Consider the following 13,149-nt stretch of genomic DNA (forward strand, 5'->3'; position numbering starts at 1 on the left):
TAATAACTCTGAGGCAAAACAAAAGAAGATACCAATATAGTTTGGTATCTTCTTTGTTAATTCGAGTCCCTCAACCTAGCAAAAACATGTTATCATTTACAAAAGCCTTTATTTAAAGCACTCGTTTGTATTATTTACACTGATTATCATCATTTAACATGAATTCTGGGCAGTAAATGGGCATTAACTCTATGTAAGATTTAATCATTCTTATAACGTAGGTTTGTAATATCCTATACTTAACTCTTCTTTCATTTGTTCCTTCACTTCTTTTAATTTTCCCTTTATAAAACGATCGTTTTCAATATGTTTATTCCATTTAGCTTCCTCTCCATCGGTATATTTCAAAGATACATATTCAGTTGCATACATATCATTAATCGCACGTAGTATTTCTTGAGTTAAATCAGCAATTTCATCACTAATATAAAGTTCATTCTCCATAAAAAATCTCCAAGCTTGCTGAGTAGCATTATTCGCTTTTTTTATTCTTTTTTCATCAATTATTATCCTCGCTGTATCTATTGTTTTAAAAGGGTCGAAGTTCCACCCTGCTAAAATTTCATCTATTTCTTCTTCGTCAAACTTTTCTTTTACAAGCACTTTATAAAGGGTCTCCTTTGACATAGAATCCGGAAGAGCTGTTTCTTCAAGAATATTCATTGCATCTTTTAATTCCCTCAACGCTTGTTGTATTATTCTATATAGTTCGGCATATACTTGGTGTCTTTTTTGCGTATAGAGGGAAAAGTCCTCGAATTTTCTTTGATAATCGAATTCCACATCTTTAAGAGATTTAGTTAATTCAACCTTATAACTTTCAATATTTTTATTAAATAAATTATTAACATATGTCTTTATTAAAAATATGGCTATACCGGTTGTTATTCCTCCACTGAGTAGAAAAGTCATTATATCTTTCAACTTGAATTTCTCACTTTCCTTAATTAGTTCTTAAAAATAAAAAGCTTAATCCCAGAAAAAAGATTAAGCTTTTCTCTTTGTTTTTTTTTATTTGTCTATGCTCCTACTCTATCCGCAGCTATTTTAATTTCATCATTCTGACCACTTTGGATAAATGTAGTTGTTACCACACTACCTAATATCACTGCTGCCAATAGAATCCGGCTGATTTTCATTAATAATCTCCCCTTTTTTAATTTTTCGTCTTGCTTTAATACTCATACGATAATATTCATTAGAGAGCATTAAATTTCCTTATTCATGAAAATAATCAGCGACTTCAATCGAAAAATTTTCAACATCAGCAAACATTTTTCTCGAAGTTAGATATGAAAATGCATTCTTTATTAATTGATTCTCGCCATCAGAAAAAAATAATCCCTCTAATATTTTGAATTTCGCTGAGTATTCCTTATCATCACTTTTATCGGCAATAAATTGACCTTTCCTAAAGTATGTCAAAGCAACATCATAATTTTGTTGTTTTGCTTCAACGTAGGTTAAAGTGAATAAAGTCTTTGTTAGGAAACTATGTTTTGATTTTTCAAAAATTTCTAAAGCCAAGATTAAATGTTGTGAAGCCTTTTTATATTCTTTCAATTCATCATAACAAATTCCAATATTCATGTGTGACATGGCAATTAAATGATCTATATTACTTTCCTTGGCGATTTCCAAAGAATTCAAAAATTGTTCCAAGGCTCTTTCATATTCTAAGGAATCGATCAGGTTTCCTGCTACAATAAATTGACAACGCACAGTCTGGACAGCATACTCTTCATACTCTCTAAATATTTTGAGTGCACGATTTGCATAATTCATAGAGAAATATGTTTGTTTCATATAATAATATACATAGGAAACTTTGAAAAAAAACTCTGCTTTTTCTATTTCATCCTCTACTTCTGACAACTTTGATTCTGCTATTCGATAGGCACTTATCGCCGTAGTTAATTCTTTACGCCTAAACTCGTACATACCCTTAAAAAAGTAAAAATAGTATTCCAACATGCCAGTCAATTGCCCTTGCTTCTCAATTTCTTTTATAGTTTCATAAGCATTATGGAGATCTTCTATTTCCTTAGAATTCATATAACTCAGCATTATCTCATGTCTAAAATCTAATAGCTGATAATATAACAAGGCATCTTGGTTTTCTTCCATGTTTAGCAATTCTTTCTCTACTTCTGTTTTTATAATCTCTGCTTGCTCAACTTGATCATTTTTTATTGATGTATACCAATCATTTAACTTTTTTGTAACTATGTCGTACGGAATTTTATCTTTATCTAAGAAAACATCCACAAGAAAATTCCCCCATCCTTACATAAATTGTGCGAATATTTACATTAATTGTATTATGTCAGAACACCCTTTATTTTACAAAGGTGAATTACAAAACAGTACATAGTATCTAATACTTTGCGGTTTTTTTGCGGTCATAGCAATTCTTTTGCGACTTGACGAACAAAAAAAAGAAAGACTCAGTTAATAATACAATTAACAGAATTTCAATTGGAAACTTTTTGTAATCATTTTGAGTGACTTAAAATATATGATATTATTATCGAACAAACATTTTCAAAATTTTTCAACTATTGGAGGTTGACTATGAAATACAGGTTTATAACAATAATGCATAACTTAAAACTAGAAAGAATTATGAACAGGGGAATACAACTAGATCAAAACGTTAGATTATCAAATGGTCCTGAGGTATTAAAAGAAACTATAGAAACAGATTTAATGATGGCTACTTGTGGTGTACATTCAATAAGAGAATTTGAAGATAAAGCATACATATATATTGATGGTGAATTTGATGAAATATCCACAACCGAACAAGCCGACGAAATGGGAACGGAGTATACTTTTTTCTTTCTAAGGGAAGTCCAAAGATTCACAAACTGCCTATGGAATACAAAGGATAATAATGTTTATGTACGAGATGGATTTTTAATTATTTATGATAAAAGTCTTGATGACGGAGTTACTTTTAAAGCGTCCTTATCAGAAGTATTCTCACATTCAACCTGTGAACAAAAAGAGTCAATATTCTCAGATACAGAAATCGCTTCTGCTAAAGAGAATTTTAATCTGGCTTCAATTCAAAACTATAACGAAGAAAGTTTTGGTGGTAAAATCCCTGACTCTAACCATCTTTTTAAATCCTTCGGCTACACGAGAATTGATAGAGCTAAATATTTTATATTAGGTGCTAGACGAAGCGCTATCCTACCAATGAAAATAATGTTTTATTGCAATGCATTCGAATGTTTATTCACGACAGGAAAATCAGAGATAAGTCATCAAATTTCCGAAAGAGTCGCTTCAATGTTAGGAACTAAGGATCAAAAAGTACATATATACAAACAAATGAAAAATGCATATAGTATAAGATCAACGATCGTACATGGACAAACGTTTAAGCTAAAAGAGAAACAGAGTATGGCTAGTCTTTCTAAGGATTTAGATGATTATTTAAGGAAATTAATTAATGCCGAACACGAAGTTTTTTATTCAAATAATGAAGAGATGAATACTTTTTTTATTGATTTACTGCTATCTTAAAACTCGAAGTCAAACATCAAAAAAAGAGGAGCAAACGCAAACACATGGTTTACTCCTCTAACTTAGTTTCTTCACCTTTTGCTTCTTCATAATCTGGTATCTTCTTTGACAGTCCCAGTCTGTCATTTTCTCCATTACCCGGCATATGATCAAGTTCCTTATAAGAATCACCAATCTTTTCATAATATGAGTAAGGGGCTATCTCTCTATTTGGATTATCTGTATAAAAGCCGAGCTGAATATATTTCCCACCATCAAAAACTCGAACTATTGCATTTTCTCTTTCCATTCCGTCTGTATCAAAACCATATTCTTTATCTTTCTTTTTCTCCAAACCAATAACTTTATCAATCGCATCATCATATTTGTTTCCGCCACATGCAGTTAAAACAATCATCATTATTAAACTAAGGAAAATAAAAAGGTTTTTCAAAATAAACATTACCTCCTTTTTCAATATTTAGTATAAACAAACAAATTGATCTTTTCCACCTTTTATCCATTTCCCTTAACCTGCACATTATCGACTAACCAACCATCCTTTTCTTTCTTCATAGTCGTTTGTACAATTAACACTTGATTCGTAGTGACTGAATTTGCAGTTGAGGCGACTTCAACAATGTTTAAAAACAATTCATGAGACTCATCTAACGGCTTTGAATAACTCTCTAGTGATAGTAATTCACTTTGCACGCTGACTGTGTGCTTTTGATCAGAGCGAGAAGGGAATGCATAATCAAACCCTTTTCCAGTTGTGTGCTTCTTAACTGTTTCATATCGTTTATCTATGTCGGAATAATTAAAAAACGCTTCAAAAAATGCATTATTTTCCGAAGCGCTACTTGTTGATTCTATATGGTTCAATTCCTTAATTTTATCGCTCAAAACTTCATTTTTATCTTTTAATTTTTCAATCTTATACGTTTGCTGTCCATTCGTAAAAAATCCGGTCAACAATATCAATAACAAACAAGCTGAAGCCCATGCAATATGTGTTTTCATGTTTTCACTCCTAGTTATTTAATGCGTCCAAAAGATACAAGGTGATCTCTCCAGTAACCTGATTTCAGATCAGAGTATTCGATTCCACTGTCATTCGAATTAAACATTCTGCCATTGCCTACATAGATGCCAACATGAGTAATGGCTTTTCCTTCGTATGTGCCGCCAAAGAACACTAAGTCACCCGCAGTCGCTTCTTTTTCACTTATTTTCTTTGTTGCCCCATGTTGTTCTTGTGCTGTTCTAGGAAGAGTGATTCCAGCTTTCGCAAAAGACCACTGAACAAGGCCCGAACAATCAAATCCAGTTTTCGGGTTAGAACCTCCCCAGGCATACGGTTGCCCTTCATATTTCAAAGCTTCTTTCATGACCGTTTCATAGATAACAGACACCGCACATTCACCTTATGTCATCTATACTTTAACCATTTCTTAAAAATTGTTGAAATAAATAGTATATTTTAACTTTGATGGTATAATTAAAGCAAATTTTATATTACTGGAGTGATATCTTGAATAAATCAACTTTGAAAGGAATTATAAGCACCGTTATAGGTGCAATGCTAATTAACTTTTTATTTTTTTGGAAACAAACTGACGGCATTTTTGATTTTATAATCTGGCTTGGTTCTTCCGCCATTCTAGGCTATATAATTTTTGCTCCTTTTACTATGTCAAAGAAAGAAATGAAAAACTTTGAAGAAAAAGTCGACAAATGGCTTGAAGATGACGATAGCGTTAAAAACTAATAAACTAATTCAAGACTATCTAAGCATTAAGAGTCTCTATAACTAGAGATTCTTTTTTATTTGAAGATTACTACTGCATTACGAATAGGAATAAGCCTTACAGAAGTGTTACTATAATGACCACATCATCATATCGGAGGAAAAAATGTCAGTCATTATATCAACAGATGATTTAGAACTTACATTCCCTACCTGTAACGGTACAGGTTATATTGTAGTTATTGATAAGAAGGAACCATGTTCTGGTTGTAATGGTAAAGGTGTCATTTTAACAGCATTAGGACAAACTTGACTGCACTTTATTAAGAAACACTCTTGAATTCTCCGTATTAAAAAAAGCTAATTCACTTCATTATGAATTAGCCTTTTTGTACAATCAGGTCAGCAACATCAGCCATAAACACATCTAACATTTTTTTAGATGACTTACTTTAGGTAAGTGGGCAGTTTGTGGGCAGTAAATCATTTGAAAATAAACATAAAAAAATACCAAGGGCGTCAAAACCCTTGGTATCATTGATGCGGCCGAGAGGACTTGAACCTCCACGGGTTATTCACCCACTAGGCCCTCAACCTAGCGCGTCTGCCATTCCGCCACGACCGCGTGATGATGAAATTGTGTTTGTGCTGGTTTATTAGGCTCTTAACCTAGTAAAACCAATTTGCGTGCACTTTGTAAATAAAGTGCGGGTGAAGGGACTCGAACCCCCACGTCGTAAGACACTAGATCCTAAGTCTAGCGCGTCTGCCAATTCCGCCACACCCGCAAAAAGATAAGTGGTGAGCCATGAAGGACTCGAACCTTCGACCCTCTGATTAAAAGTCAGATGCTCTACCAACTGAGCTAATGGCTCTTACTATTCGATTTCAAAAAAATAAAAATGGCTGGGCTAGCTGGATTCGAACCAACGCATGACGGAGTCAAAGTCCGTTGCCTTACCGCTTGGCTATAGCCCAACGAAATGGAATGACCCGTACGGGATTCGAACCCGTGTTACCGCCGTGAAAGGGCGGTGTCTTAACCGCTTGACCAACGGGCCGATGGTTGAGAACTTATATCGAAATCTTATGGCGGAGAAGGAGGGATTTGAACCCTCGCGCCGCTTACGCGACCTACACCCTTAGCAGGGGCGCCTCTTCAGCCACTTGAGTACTTCTCCAATATGGCTCCACAGGCAGGATTCGAACCTGCGACCGATCGGTTAACAGCCGATAGCTCTACCACTGAGCTACTGTGGAATAATGAGACAAGACTTATTATATCAGCCTTGATTTTCAGTGTCAAGAGGTAAATGTTTTTATTTATCTCTCGTAACGACTTTTATAATGTAACATAGGCTTGCCATATTCGTCAACCTTTTTCACGAAAAAATTCTTTTTATTTTCCCGCGGCATTTTCCGCATCTGTATCTGTCAGGGTTCATAGCCCGCTTCTTTATATACTGTTGTCCGCAGGCCGTACAGATATACATATAAGTTTTTTTGTTTTCCGCTTTTTTCTTAAGGGGTGTACAGAACCTCGGCGCGTTGACTTGCTGCAAAAGCATTCTAAAATCTCTGTCTCTGTGCTTGTACCCTTTTCCTTCAAGGTGAAGATGATAATGGCAGAGCTCATGCTTGATGATGCCGATCAGCTCCTCCCTGCCGTGTTCAATCAAATATTTTCTGTTCAATTCAATGTTATGGGAGGTTAACAGGTACCTGCCGCCAGTGGTTTTAAGCCTGTCATTAAAAAGCGCCTGATGGCGGAACGGCTTTTTAAAGTACGTTTCAGAAATATCCTCTGTCAGCTTTTGAAGCTCTATATTATCCATAGTGCACCTCACTTAAAAAACATTGAACGGGACAATTCACCGTTCGCATACAATATGGTAATCACTGTCCCTCTTATGATAAAAGCTGAGGAGGAATGAGCCTATGCCAAATTGGCTTAAAAAGCAGATGCAAAAAGCGTTCCTTGAAAAAGATAATTACCAAATTAAACTGCTGAATCAATGCTGGTATTTCTATAGGAAAAAACACTGCTCGTAAGCAGTGCTTTTATTTTACCATAGACAGCGATACTCTGCCTTTTTGTACATCTACGCCGTCAACCCAAACTGTCACGATATCGCCGACAGAGACAACATCAAGAGGATGCTTGACGAATTGATTGCTGAGTTTTGAGATATGCACAAGCCCGTCTTGTTTGACTCCGATATCAACAAACGCTCCAAAGTCCACTACATTGCGCACGGTGCCCTGCAGTTCCATTCCCTCTTTCAAATCTTCCAGCTGAAGGACGTCTGTTTTCAGCAAAGGCTTTGGCACCTCGTCGCGCGGATCGCGTTCTGGCCTTGTCAGCTGTTCACAAATGTCTTTCAGAGTGATTTCGCCGATTCCCAGCTCTTTTGCCGTTTCAGAAAGTGCCAGCTGATTGATTTTGTCCTTCAATTCCGCCGTGCCGATATGTTCTGTTGAAAGCCCGAGTTTTTTCAATAGCGCTTTTGTTTCTTTATAGCTTTCCGGATGGATGCCTGTTCTATCCAAAGGCTCTGTCCCTTCCTGCACTCTTAAGAAACCGATACATTGCTCGTAAGTTTTCGCACCGAGCCTTGGGATGTCCTTCAGTTCTTTTCGATTTGAAAACTTTCCGATTTCCTCACGTTTTTTGACAACGTTGCCTGCGACAGACTTCGATAATCCCGCTACATACTGAAGCAGCGCGGCAGATGCTGTGTTGACGTTTACTCCAACCTGGTTTACGACCGTTTCGACGACAAACCGCAGAGATTCATTTAAGCGCTTTTGGCTGACGTCATGCTGATACTGTCCGACACCCACAGACTTCGGATCGATCTTAACGAGCTCCGCGAGCGGGTCTTGAAGTCTTCGCGCAATAGATACGGCACTGCGCTCTTCAACCTTTAGGTCAGGGAATTCTTCTCGGGCAAGCTCAGAAGCCGAATAGACACTCGCTCCCGCTTCATTGACAATTACATAATAAATTTTGCGCGGCATATCCTTTAGTACATTGACAATGAATTGTTCTGTTTCTCTGGATGCTGTGCCGTTTCCGATCGCCACCATCTCGACTTGATATTGCTCAAGAGTCTTTTTCACTTTTTCATGAGCTTCTTTTGTTTTGTTGACTGGCGCATGCGGATAGATTACATCAATTTTCAAGACTTTTCCGGTCTCATCTGACACAGCGAGCTTACAGCCGGTTCGAAAGGCTGGGTCAACACCGAGCACAGTTTTGCCTTTCATTGGCGGCTGAAGCAGAAGCTTTCTCAAGTTTTCTGAGAAAATATGAATCGCCTGTTCATCGGCTTTTTCTGAGAGCTCTTTCCTGATTTCACGCTCGATTGCCGGCTGGATCAGTCTTTTATAGCTGTCCTCAATTGTCTCCTGCAAAATCTCTTTTACGGTCGTTGAGCGGTTTTTGATGATTTGTTTTTCTAAATACGCTTTAATGTGATCCGCAGGCGGTTCGATCGATACCTTTAAAATGTCTTCTTTTTCGCCGCGGTTCATTGCCAGCACCCTGTGCGGAACGACCTTTGCGATTGGCTCTTCATATTCATAATACATTTCATACACATTTTTTTCATCCGTGTCTGCCGACTTTCCGGCAACAGACTTAATGGTTCCTTTTTTGAAGGTTTCCTGGCGAATCCACTTTCTGAAAGACGGCTCGTCTGAGATTTGTTCCGCAATAATGTGCTTGGCGCCTTCAATCGCTTCTTCTCGTGTAAACACTTCTTTTTCTTCGCTGATGTACTGTTCTGCTGTTTTTGCCAGACGATCATCTTGGGGGAGTGTCAGGATATAGTCGGCAAGCGGCTCCAGGCCTTTGCTTTTAGCGACTGTCGCCTTTGTTTTGCGTTTTTGTTTATAAGGGCGGTAAAGGTCTTCCACTTCCTGAAGCTTCACCGATTGCTCGATTTTACGTTTTAGATCATCTGTCAGTTTATCCTGCTCTGCAATCAGCCTGATGACTTCTTCTTTTCGCTGATTCAGGTTTTGTATGTATTGCCAGCGTTCAGAAATCGTTTGAATCTGAACCTCATCCATTGAACCCGTCTGCTCTTTTCGATACCGGGCAATAAACGGGACTGTGTTGCCGTCCTCAAGCAGACGGATAACACTTTCAACATGTTTTTGTGATAAACCTATTTCTTTCGCAATTTGCTGTTTTAAAAGGGCTGACGTTTCCATGTAACCAAAGCCTCCAATTTTGTCGTTCTTTCTCTAGTGTATCAAAAACCGAAAAAAACACATAAAAAAAGACAGCTGGCGCTGCCCGTATCTTTACTCATGTTTCAATAGTTCCTGTAAGCCGCTCAGAAAATTCTCTTTTTTCATCGCAGCTGCAAAAAAGGATTGATCAATCTTCTCAACAATTGGCAAAGCCGCTGTTACTTTTTCTCCTCCTGTTTCTGTAAGAGACAGGAGGACCTCTCTTTTATCCTGGGGATTTTTGCTTCTTTCGATAAATCCTTTTTTCTCAAGCGTCCGCACAACCTCTGAAACCATCATGATATTGGTCTGGCTGAAGCTTGCAAGTTTTTTTTGCGTGACGGTTTCTCCGTGAGCAATCATATACTTGCACGAGGTCAGCAGAACAAATTGAACGTGTGTCAGGTCAAACTCAGCCAATGCTTTTCCCACTTTCCGCTGCCAGCTTTGCGTGGCCTGCCATAATAAAAAGCCCGGGCTTGTGTTCGGACCGCTAAATTTAGAGTGCCATTCCACTTATGTTAACTCCCATCGCTTGTGCTATTGTCAAAAAATCATTTTTGCTGATTTCAAAATGTCCTCTGCGAAATAAAAAGCCAAGATGCTTGGTTTCCTGAACAAATTCAAGCTTTGATTTAATGTCGTAAAAACCGATTTTATGGCATGGATAATAGTCTATATCTAATCGGTATGGAATAAAATTCGGAGCCATTTGATACGGATAGATATTTCCGCTTTTCACTTTGCCGATCGCAGTAAAGCTTCGCAGCAGTTTGCCATCTGGATATGCGTCTCTTGGAGAATAATAAATCAGCCAATCTCCCTCTTTCATTTTGGCGAGCGGGGCTTTTTTTCCATGGCACAGCTGTGCAAAACCACCGGCAGCACCTTTTAATACATGCTGCTCTGACACAACGCCGATCCAATAATTAGTGTTCATTTTATCACTCCTCCGCATAGGTGAACAAGCCTGCTGACAGCCGCCGGGATGTCTTTAGACAGTTCAGTACCAATGATTTCTCCACATTTTTTTGCTTCAGCACCTTCTAATACAATTCCATGTGTGATACGCAAACCTTCTTTTTGCTTTTGAAGCACGTAAGAAAATTCCATTTTTACATTGTTATGCGGCATGTTGGCCATGACAGAAAATGACCGATGTTTCTCCACATGCTCAAGCCAAAAAGAAACTGTATGTCCTTGCAGAAGCAATGTTCCTTCCGTTCCCTTTTGAAATGGTCCCTTCAAAGAAGCTGATGAAATACCCGCATCCCATTGATCCCATGTTTCTGTTTGCTGATAACGGCTCCAGATTTTGTCTATATCCGCATCAGCTATCGCAATGTATTCATCATTCCACATCCCATAAGCCCCCCAAATTGATAAGTTCACTTATTAATTATAATAAGCGTACTTACTAATAGTCAACCGCAAAAAAAGAAGCCGGATGTCCAGCTTCTTTTTTCTGGTTTCCTAGGACAGATGTCCAAGAATATAGGTCAGATCATCTTTTCTCGATGTCGTATACATTTTCAGCGAATTCGATATGTCTTCTACCGATTGGCCCTTTTTCAAATGGGAGCGGATATCGGGTACGTTGAGTCCATCTGTATGTATAATGAACTTTGAACCCTTTTCATAAGTGGCGGTGTGCGTTTTGTATTTTTGCGGCTTGCCTGATAAATAGCCCGAAATCGGCAGAGGATAAAAGCTTTCACCAGACGGGGAATGCAGAATAAACCGTACATTGCCGACAGAGCAGTACGTAAACTGCCTTTGTTCAAAATTGATTTTCAGGATAGATGCTGTGGCGCCTCTTTTGTTTTTCATCGCCTGATTACAGCGTTCGATAATGCTTTGTACGTCTTCATTCGCATAGTTTTCCACTAAGTCTTTGATGGCTGCAGAGGATTCGTTTGCAAGCGATCCGCTTCCAAGTCCGTCAGCAACCGCGCAAATTAATTCCTTGTCATCAGCTTTCATAAAAAAGCTGTCTCCGCAAATCGATTTTCCTTCTTTATTCAGTTGATATACTAGAGTTTGAATATGCTCGTTTTCTTCAACCTGGATCATTACATTAACTCCATCGAGGGATCTTCAATCAAGGCCTCTCTGAGCTTCTTCACAGCTTTGCGCTGCAGACGCGAGACGTGCATTTGAGATATACCGAGAATGTCCCCAGTTTCTTTTTGGCTTTTGTTTTGAATATACGTAAGGTCTATGATTTGTTTTTCACGGTCTGAAAGGACATGAAGCACGCTTTGCAGCATCATTTGCTGGTTGACTCGCTCATATCCATCCTCCTGTGATCCGACGATATCAAGGATCGTGACGGTGCTTCCGTCCGAATCCGCTTCAATGCTGTGGTCAACGGATAAGGCTTGATAGCTTTTGCCCATTTCCATCGTTTCAAGAACCTCTTCTTCAGAAACATCGAGGAATTCGGCAATCTCTTCAACTTTCGGCGATCTTTGTGTTTCAGTCGTCAGCTGATCAACCGCCATTTTGATTCTTGGCCCCAGTTCTTTAATCCGTCTCGGCACGTGAACGCTCCATGTTTTATCTCTGAGGAAACGTTTTATTTCACCGATGATTGTCGGAATTGCAAAAGCTTCAAACGATTTCCCGACAACAGGATCGTATCGCTTAATCGCGCCGAGCAGCCCGATCATGCCGACCTGGCGGAGATCCTCGTGGAAGCTTTTGCCTTTTGAATATTTTTTCGCAAGCATGTCAACCAGATTTGTATACACCCGCACAAGCGTTTCCTGCGCCTGTTCATCTTGCTTTGTTTGGTAATCGCTTATGAGCCGATCGACTTCATCTTTAGTTAGTTTCGTAGTTTTTGATGGTTGTGTCATGATCAACTCGCTCCCCATTTAAATACTTTGTCATCGCTACAGTGACGCCGGAGTGATTTTGCACTCTAACTTCATCCATGAGCGTTTCCATTAAATATAGACCGAGCCCTCCTTCTGATAATTGATCAACTGTGTGCGAAGGTGTGTACGGCCCTAGATCCTGCTGCTTTTGATCAAAGTCAAAGCTGTCTCCTTCATCCGCCACAATAACCTCTAAACGGTCTTCAAACACACCGAATCGTATTGACACTTCCCCATTTTTATCTTCTTTGTAAGCATGCTGAACCGCATTTGTGCATGCTTCACTGACTGCGATTTTCAAATCTTCAATTTCATCATACGTATAGCCCATTCTGCTTGCGACGCCTGACAGTGTCAGTCTTATAATTCCCACATACTCAGGTTGGGCCGGCACTTTCATTTCGATGTAATCAGCTTTATTCTTCATTGCACTCCACCTTCTGACTTTGCAGAAATATCAATGATGTCCTTCAGGCCTGTAATGTCAAACAGGCGGATCAGGCGGTCAGAAAGATTTTCAAGTTTTAACGAACCGCCTTGTTTTTTCACTGTTTTAAAGATCCCTACAAAAACGCCCAATCCGGTACTATCCATGTAGCTGACATCTTTCAGGCAAATTCTTAAGTCTGCGCCTTGTTCTGCCAGGGGCACAAGCTTCTCTCTAAGCACCGGCGCTGAGTATACATCAATTTCTCCTGCAATGTTTACGTGTATATCATTCTCGTTTTGCTTCACATCAACATTTATATTCATTCGTATCAC

General features: G+C 38.6%; 16 protein-coding genes, 7 tRNA genes and 3 pseudogenes. 4 read left to right on the top strand and 22 right to left on the bottom strand.

All coding sequences use genetic code 11. From position 1 onward, the window contains the following. Window positions 1-210: 210 nt before the first annotated feature. The 3 genes and pseudogenes from ACQXR1_RS13460 to rapI form a co-directional block, all read right to left on the bottom strand. Window positions 211-924 carry a hypothetical protein gene (locus ACQXR1_RS13460; protein WP_430772312.1) on the bottom strand — a complete coding sequence of 238 codons (714 nt, stop codon included), beginning with the start codon at window positions 922-924 and terminating at the stop codon, window positions 211-213. A 95-nt stretch (window positions 925-1,019) separates the two neighbouring features. Further along, complete coding sequence (locus ACQXR1_RS13465; RefSeq protein WP_095292624.1) at window positions 1,020-1,139, bottom strand: phosphatase; 120 nt, start codon at window positions 1,137-1,139, stop codon at window positions 1,020-1,022. Next, window positions 1,096-2,268: pseudogene (gene rapI, locus ACQXR1_RS13470) on the bottom strand (response regulator aspartate phosphatase RapI). Before rapI ends, ACQXR1_RS13465 begins: the two are co-directional and overlap by 44 nt. Window positions 2,269-2,574: 306 nt before the next feature. Here rapI and ACQXR1_RS13475 point away from each other — a divergent pair. Continuing rightward, window positions 2,575-3,534, top strand: a complete 960-nt coding sequence (locus tag ACQXR1_RS13475; RefSeq protein WP_430772313.1) for a hypothetical protein — start codon at window positions 2,575-2,577, stop codon at window positions 3,532-3,534. Window positions 3,535-3,583: 49 nt separating this feature from the next. Here ACQXR1_RS13475 and ACQXR1_RS13480 read toward each other — a convergent pair whose 3' ends face one another. From ACQXR1_RS13480 to ACQXR1_RS13490, 3 genes and pseudogenes are all read right to left on the bottom strand, one after another. Continuing rightward, window positions 3,584-3,967, bottom strand: coding sequence for a cystatin-like fold lipoprotein (locus ACQXR1_RS13480; protein WP_268374796.1), 384 nt, complete (start codon window positions 3,965-3,967; stop codon window positions 3,584-3,586). Between the two features lie 62 nt (window positions 3,968-4,029). Then, window positions 4,030-4,536, bottom strand: a complete 507-nt coding sequence (locus ACQXR1_RS13485) for a hypothetical protein (RefSeq protein ID WP_430772314.1) — start codon at window positions 4,534-4,536, stop codon at window positions 4,030-4,032. Window positions 4,537-4,550: 14 nt separating this feature from the next. After that, window positions 4,551-4,916 (bottom strand): annotated as a pseudogene (locus ACQXR1_RS13490) (C40 family peptidase); the annotation flags it as partial. A 131-nt stretch (window positions 4,917-5,047) separates the two neighbouring features. Here ACQXR1_RS13490 and ACQXR1_RS13495 point away from each other — a divergent pair. Together ACQXR1_RS13495 and ACQXR1_RS13500 are read left to right on the top strand one after the other, a co-directional pair. Further along, complete coding sequence (locus tag ACQXR1_RS13495) at window positions 5,048-5,284, top strand: hypothetical protein (protein WP_087992948.1); 237 nt, start codon at window positions 5,048-5,050, stop codon at window positions 5,282-5,284. A 145-nt stretch (window positions 5,285-5,429) separates the two neighbouring features. Next, window positions 5,430-5,576 carry a tryptophan RNA-binding attenuation protein gene (locus tag ACQXR1_RS13500; protein ID WP_426497854.1) on the top strand — a complete coding sequence of 49 codons (147 nt, stop codon included), beginning with the start codon at window positions 5,430-5,432 and terminating at the stop codon, window positions 5,574-5,576. 228 nt (window positions 5,577-5,804) lie between these two features. Here the strand turns inward: ACQXR1_RS13500 and ACQXR1_RS13505 are convergent. The 8 genes from ACQXR1_RS13505 to ACQXR1_RS13540 form a co-directional block, all read right to left on the bottom strand. Next, window positions 5,805-5,888, bottom strand: a tRNA-Leu gene (locus ACQXR1_RS13505). An 81-nt stretch (window positions 5,889-5,969) separates the two neighbouring features. Then, window positions 5,970-6,051, bottom strand: a tRNA-Leu gene (locus tag ACQXR1_RS13510). Window positions 6,052-6,062: 11 nt separating this feature from the next. Next, window positions 6,063-6,138: transfer RNA gene (locus ACQXR1_RS13515), tRNA-Lys, on the bottom strand. 28 nt (window positions 6,139-6,166) lie between these two features. After that, a tRNA-Gln gene (locus ACQXR1_RS13520) sits at window positions 6,167-6,241 on the bottom strand. A gap of 11 nt (window positions 6,242-6,252) precedes the next feature. Continuing rightward, window positions 6,253-6,324: transfer RNA gene (locus tag ACQXR1_RS13525), tRNA-Glu, on the bottom strand. A gap of 29 nt (window positions 6,325-6,353) precedes the next feature. Next, a tRNA-Ser gene (locus tag ACQXR1_RS13530) sits at window positions 6,354-6,444 on the bottom strand. Between the two features lie 4 nt (window positions 6,445-6,448). Next, a tRNA-Asn gene (locus ACQXR1_RS13535) sits at window positions 6,449-6,523 on the bottom strand. Between the two features lie 122 nt (window positions 6,524-6,645). Continuing rightward, window positions 6,646-7,098, bottom strand: coding sequence for a SprT family protein (locus tag ACQXR1_RS13540; protein ID WP_071581000.1), 453 nt, complete (start codon window positions 7,096-7,098; stop codon window positions 6,646-6,648). A gap of 103 nt (window positions 7,099-7,201) precedes the next feature. Between ACQXR1_RS13540 and cmpA the strand changes: the two genes are divergently transcribed. Next, window positions 7,202-7,315: a cortex morphogenetic protein CmpA gene (gene cmpA, locus ACQXR1_RS13545; RefSeq protein WP_003225207.1), complete on the top strand. Its 114-nt coding sequence runs from the start codon at window positions 7,202-7,204 to the stop codon at window positions 7,313-7,315. A gap of 9 nt (window positions 7,316-7,324) precedes the next feature. On the opposite strand, the gene ACQXR1_RS13550 is transcribed toward cmpA, so the two are convergent. The 8 genes and pseudogenes from ACQXR1_RS13550 to rsbV all read right to left on the bottom strand — a co-directional run bounded on the left by ACQXR1_RS13550 (window position 7,325) and on the right by rsbV (window position 13,140). After that, entirely contained in the window at window positions 7,325-9,484 is a 2,160-nt protein-coding gene (locus tag ACQXR1_RS13550; protein WP_430772315.1) for a Tex family protein, read from the bottom strand. Between the two features lie 93 nt (window positions 9,485-9,577). Continuing rightward, entirely contained in the window at window positions 9,578-10,021 is a 444-nt protein-coding gene (locus tag ACQXR1_RS13555) for a MarR family winged helix-turn-helix transcriptional regulator (RefSeq protein WP_071581002.1), read from the bottom strand. Continuing rightward, window positions 10,005-10,445, bottom strand: a complete 441-nt coding sequence (locus ACQXR1_RS13560) for an EVE domain-containing protein (protein ID WP_040084111.1) — start codon at window positions 10,443-10,445, stop codon at window positions 10,005-10,007. Before ACQXR1_RS13560 ends, ACQXR1_RS13555 begins: the two co-directional genes overlap by 17 nt. Then, window positions 10,442-10,677 (bottom strand): annotated as a pseudogene (locus ACQXR1_RS13565) (hypothetical protein). Before ACQXR1_RS13565 ends, ACQXR1_RS13560 begins: the two are co-directional and overlap by 4 nt. 301 nt (window positions 10,678-10,978) lie before the next feature. Next, entirely contained in the window at window positions 10,979-11,578 is a 600-nt protein-coding gene (gene rsbX, locus ACQXR1_RS13570) for a phosphoserine phosphatase RsbX (RefSeq protein WP_040084112.1), read from the bottom strand. Beyond that, a complete protein-coding gene (sigB, locus tag ACQXR1_RS13575; protein WP_014662857.1) occupies window positions 11,578-12,366 on the bottom strand; it encodes an RNA polymerase sigma factor SigB in 789 nt (262 codons plus the stop codon). Before sigB ends, rsbX begins: the two co-directional genes overlap by 1 nt. Further along, a complete protein-coding gene (gene rsbW, locus ACQXR1_RS13580; RefSeq protein WP_014662856.1) occupies window positions 12,332-12,814 on the bottom strand; it encodes an anti-sigma B factor RsbW in 483 nt (160 codons plus the stop codon). Before rsbW ends, sigB begins: the two co-directional genes overlap by 35 nt. After that, window positions 12,811-13,140 carry an anti-sigma factor antagonist RsbV gene (gene rsbV / locus ACQXR1_RS13585; RefSeq protein ID WP_095432086.1) on the bottom strand — a complete coding sequence of 110 codons (330 nt, stop codon included), beginning with the start codon at window positions 13,138-13,140 and terminating at the stop codon, window positions 12,811-12,813. Before rsbV ends, rsbW begins: the two co-directional genes overlap by 4 nt. Window positions 13,141-13,149: the final 9 nt, after the last annotated feature.

Origin of the sequence: Bacillus sp. ATD, from assembly GCF_050585765.1 — a bacterium.
Taxonomy (GTDB): Bacteria; Bacillota; Bacilli; order Bacillales; family Bacillaceae; genus Bacillus; species Bacillus stercoris.

Excerpts from the sequence above, each read along its gene's own strand:
- ACQXR1_RS13465 (WP_095292624.1), bottom strand. The coding sequence starts at position 1,139 with ATGAAAATCAGCCGGATTCTATTGGCAGCAGTGATATTAGGTAGTGTG.
- ACQXR1_RS13475 (WP_430772313.1), top strand. The coding sequence starts at position 2,575 with ATGAAATACAGGTTTATAACAATAATGCATAACTTAAAACTAGAAAGA.
- ACQXR1_RS13485 (WP_430772314.1), bottom strand. The coding sequence starts at position 4,536 with ATGAAAACACATATTGCATGGGCTTCAGCTTGTTTGTTATTGATATTG.
- ACQXR1_RS13500 (WP_426497854.1), top strand. The coding sequence starts at position 5,430 with ATGTCAGTCATTATATCAACAGATGATTTAGAACTTACATTCCCTACC.
- ACQXR1_RS13540 (WP_071581000.1), bottom strand. The coding sequence starts at position 7,098 with ATGGATAATATAGAGCTTCAAAAGCTGACAGAGGATATTTCTGAAACG.
- cmpA (WP_003225207.1), top strand. The coding sequence starts at position 7,202 with ATGCCAAATTGGCTTAAAAAGCAGATGCAAAAAGCGTTCCTTGAAAAA.
- ACQXR1_RS13550 (WP_430772315.1), bottom strand. The coding sequence starts at position 9,484 with ATGGAAACGTCAGCCCTTTTAAAACAGCAAATTGCGAAAGAAATAGGT.
- ACQXR1_RS13560 (WP_040084111.1), bottom strand. The coding sequence starts at position 10,445 with ATGAACACTAATTATTGGATCGGCGTTGTGTCAGAGCAGCATGTATTA.
- rsbX (WP_040084112.1), bottom strand. The coding sequence starts at position 11,578 with ATGATCCAGGTTGAAGAAAACGAGCATATTCAAACTCTAGTATATCAA.
- sigB (WP_014662857.1), bottom strand. The coding sequence starts at position 12,366 with ATGACACAACCATCAAAAACTACGAAACTAACTAAAGATGAAGTCGAT.
- rsbW (WP_014662856.1), bottom strand. The coding sequence starts at position 12,814 with ATGAAGAATAAAGCTGATTACATCGAAATGAAAGTGCCGGCCCAACCT.
- rsbV (WP_095432086.1), bottom strand. The coding sequence starts at position 13,140 with ATGAATATAAATGTTGATGTGAAGCAAAACGAGAATGATATACACGTA.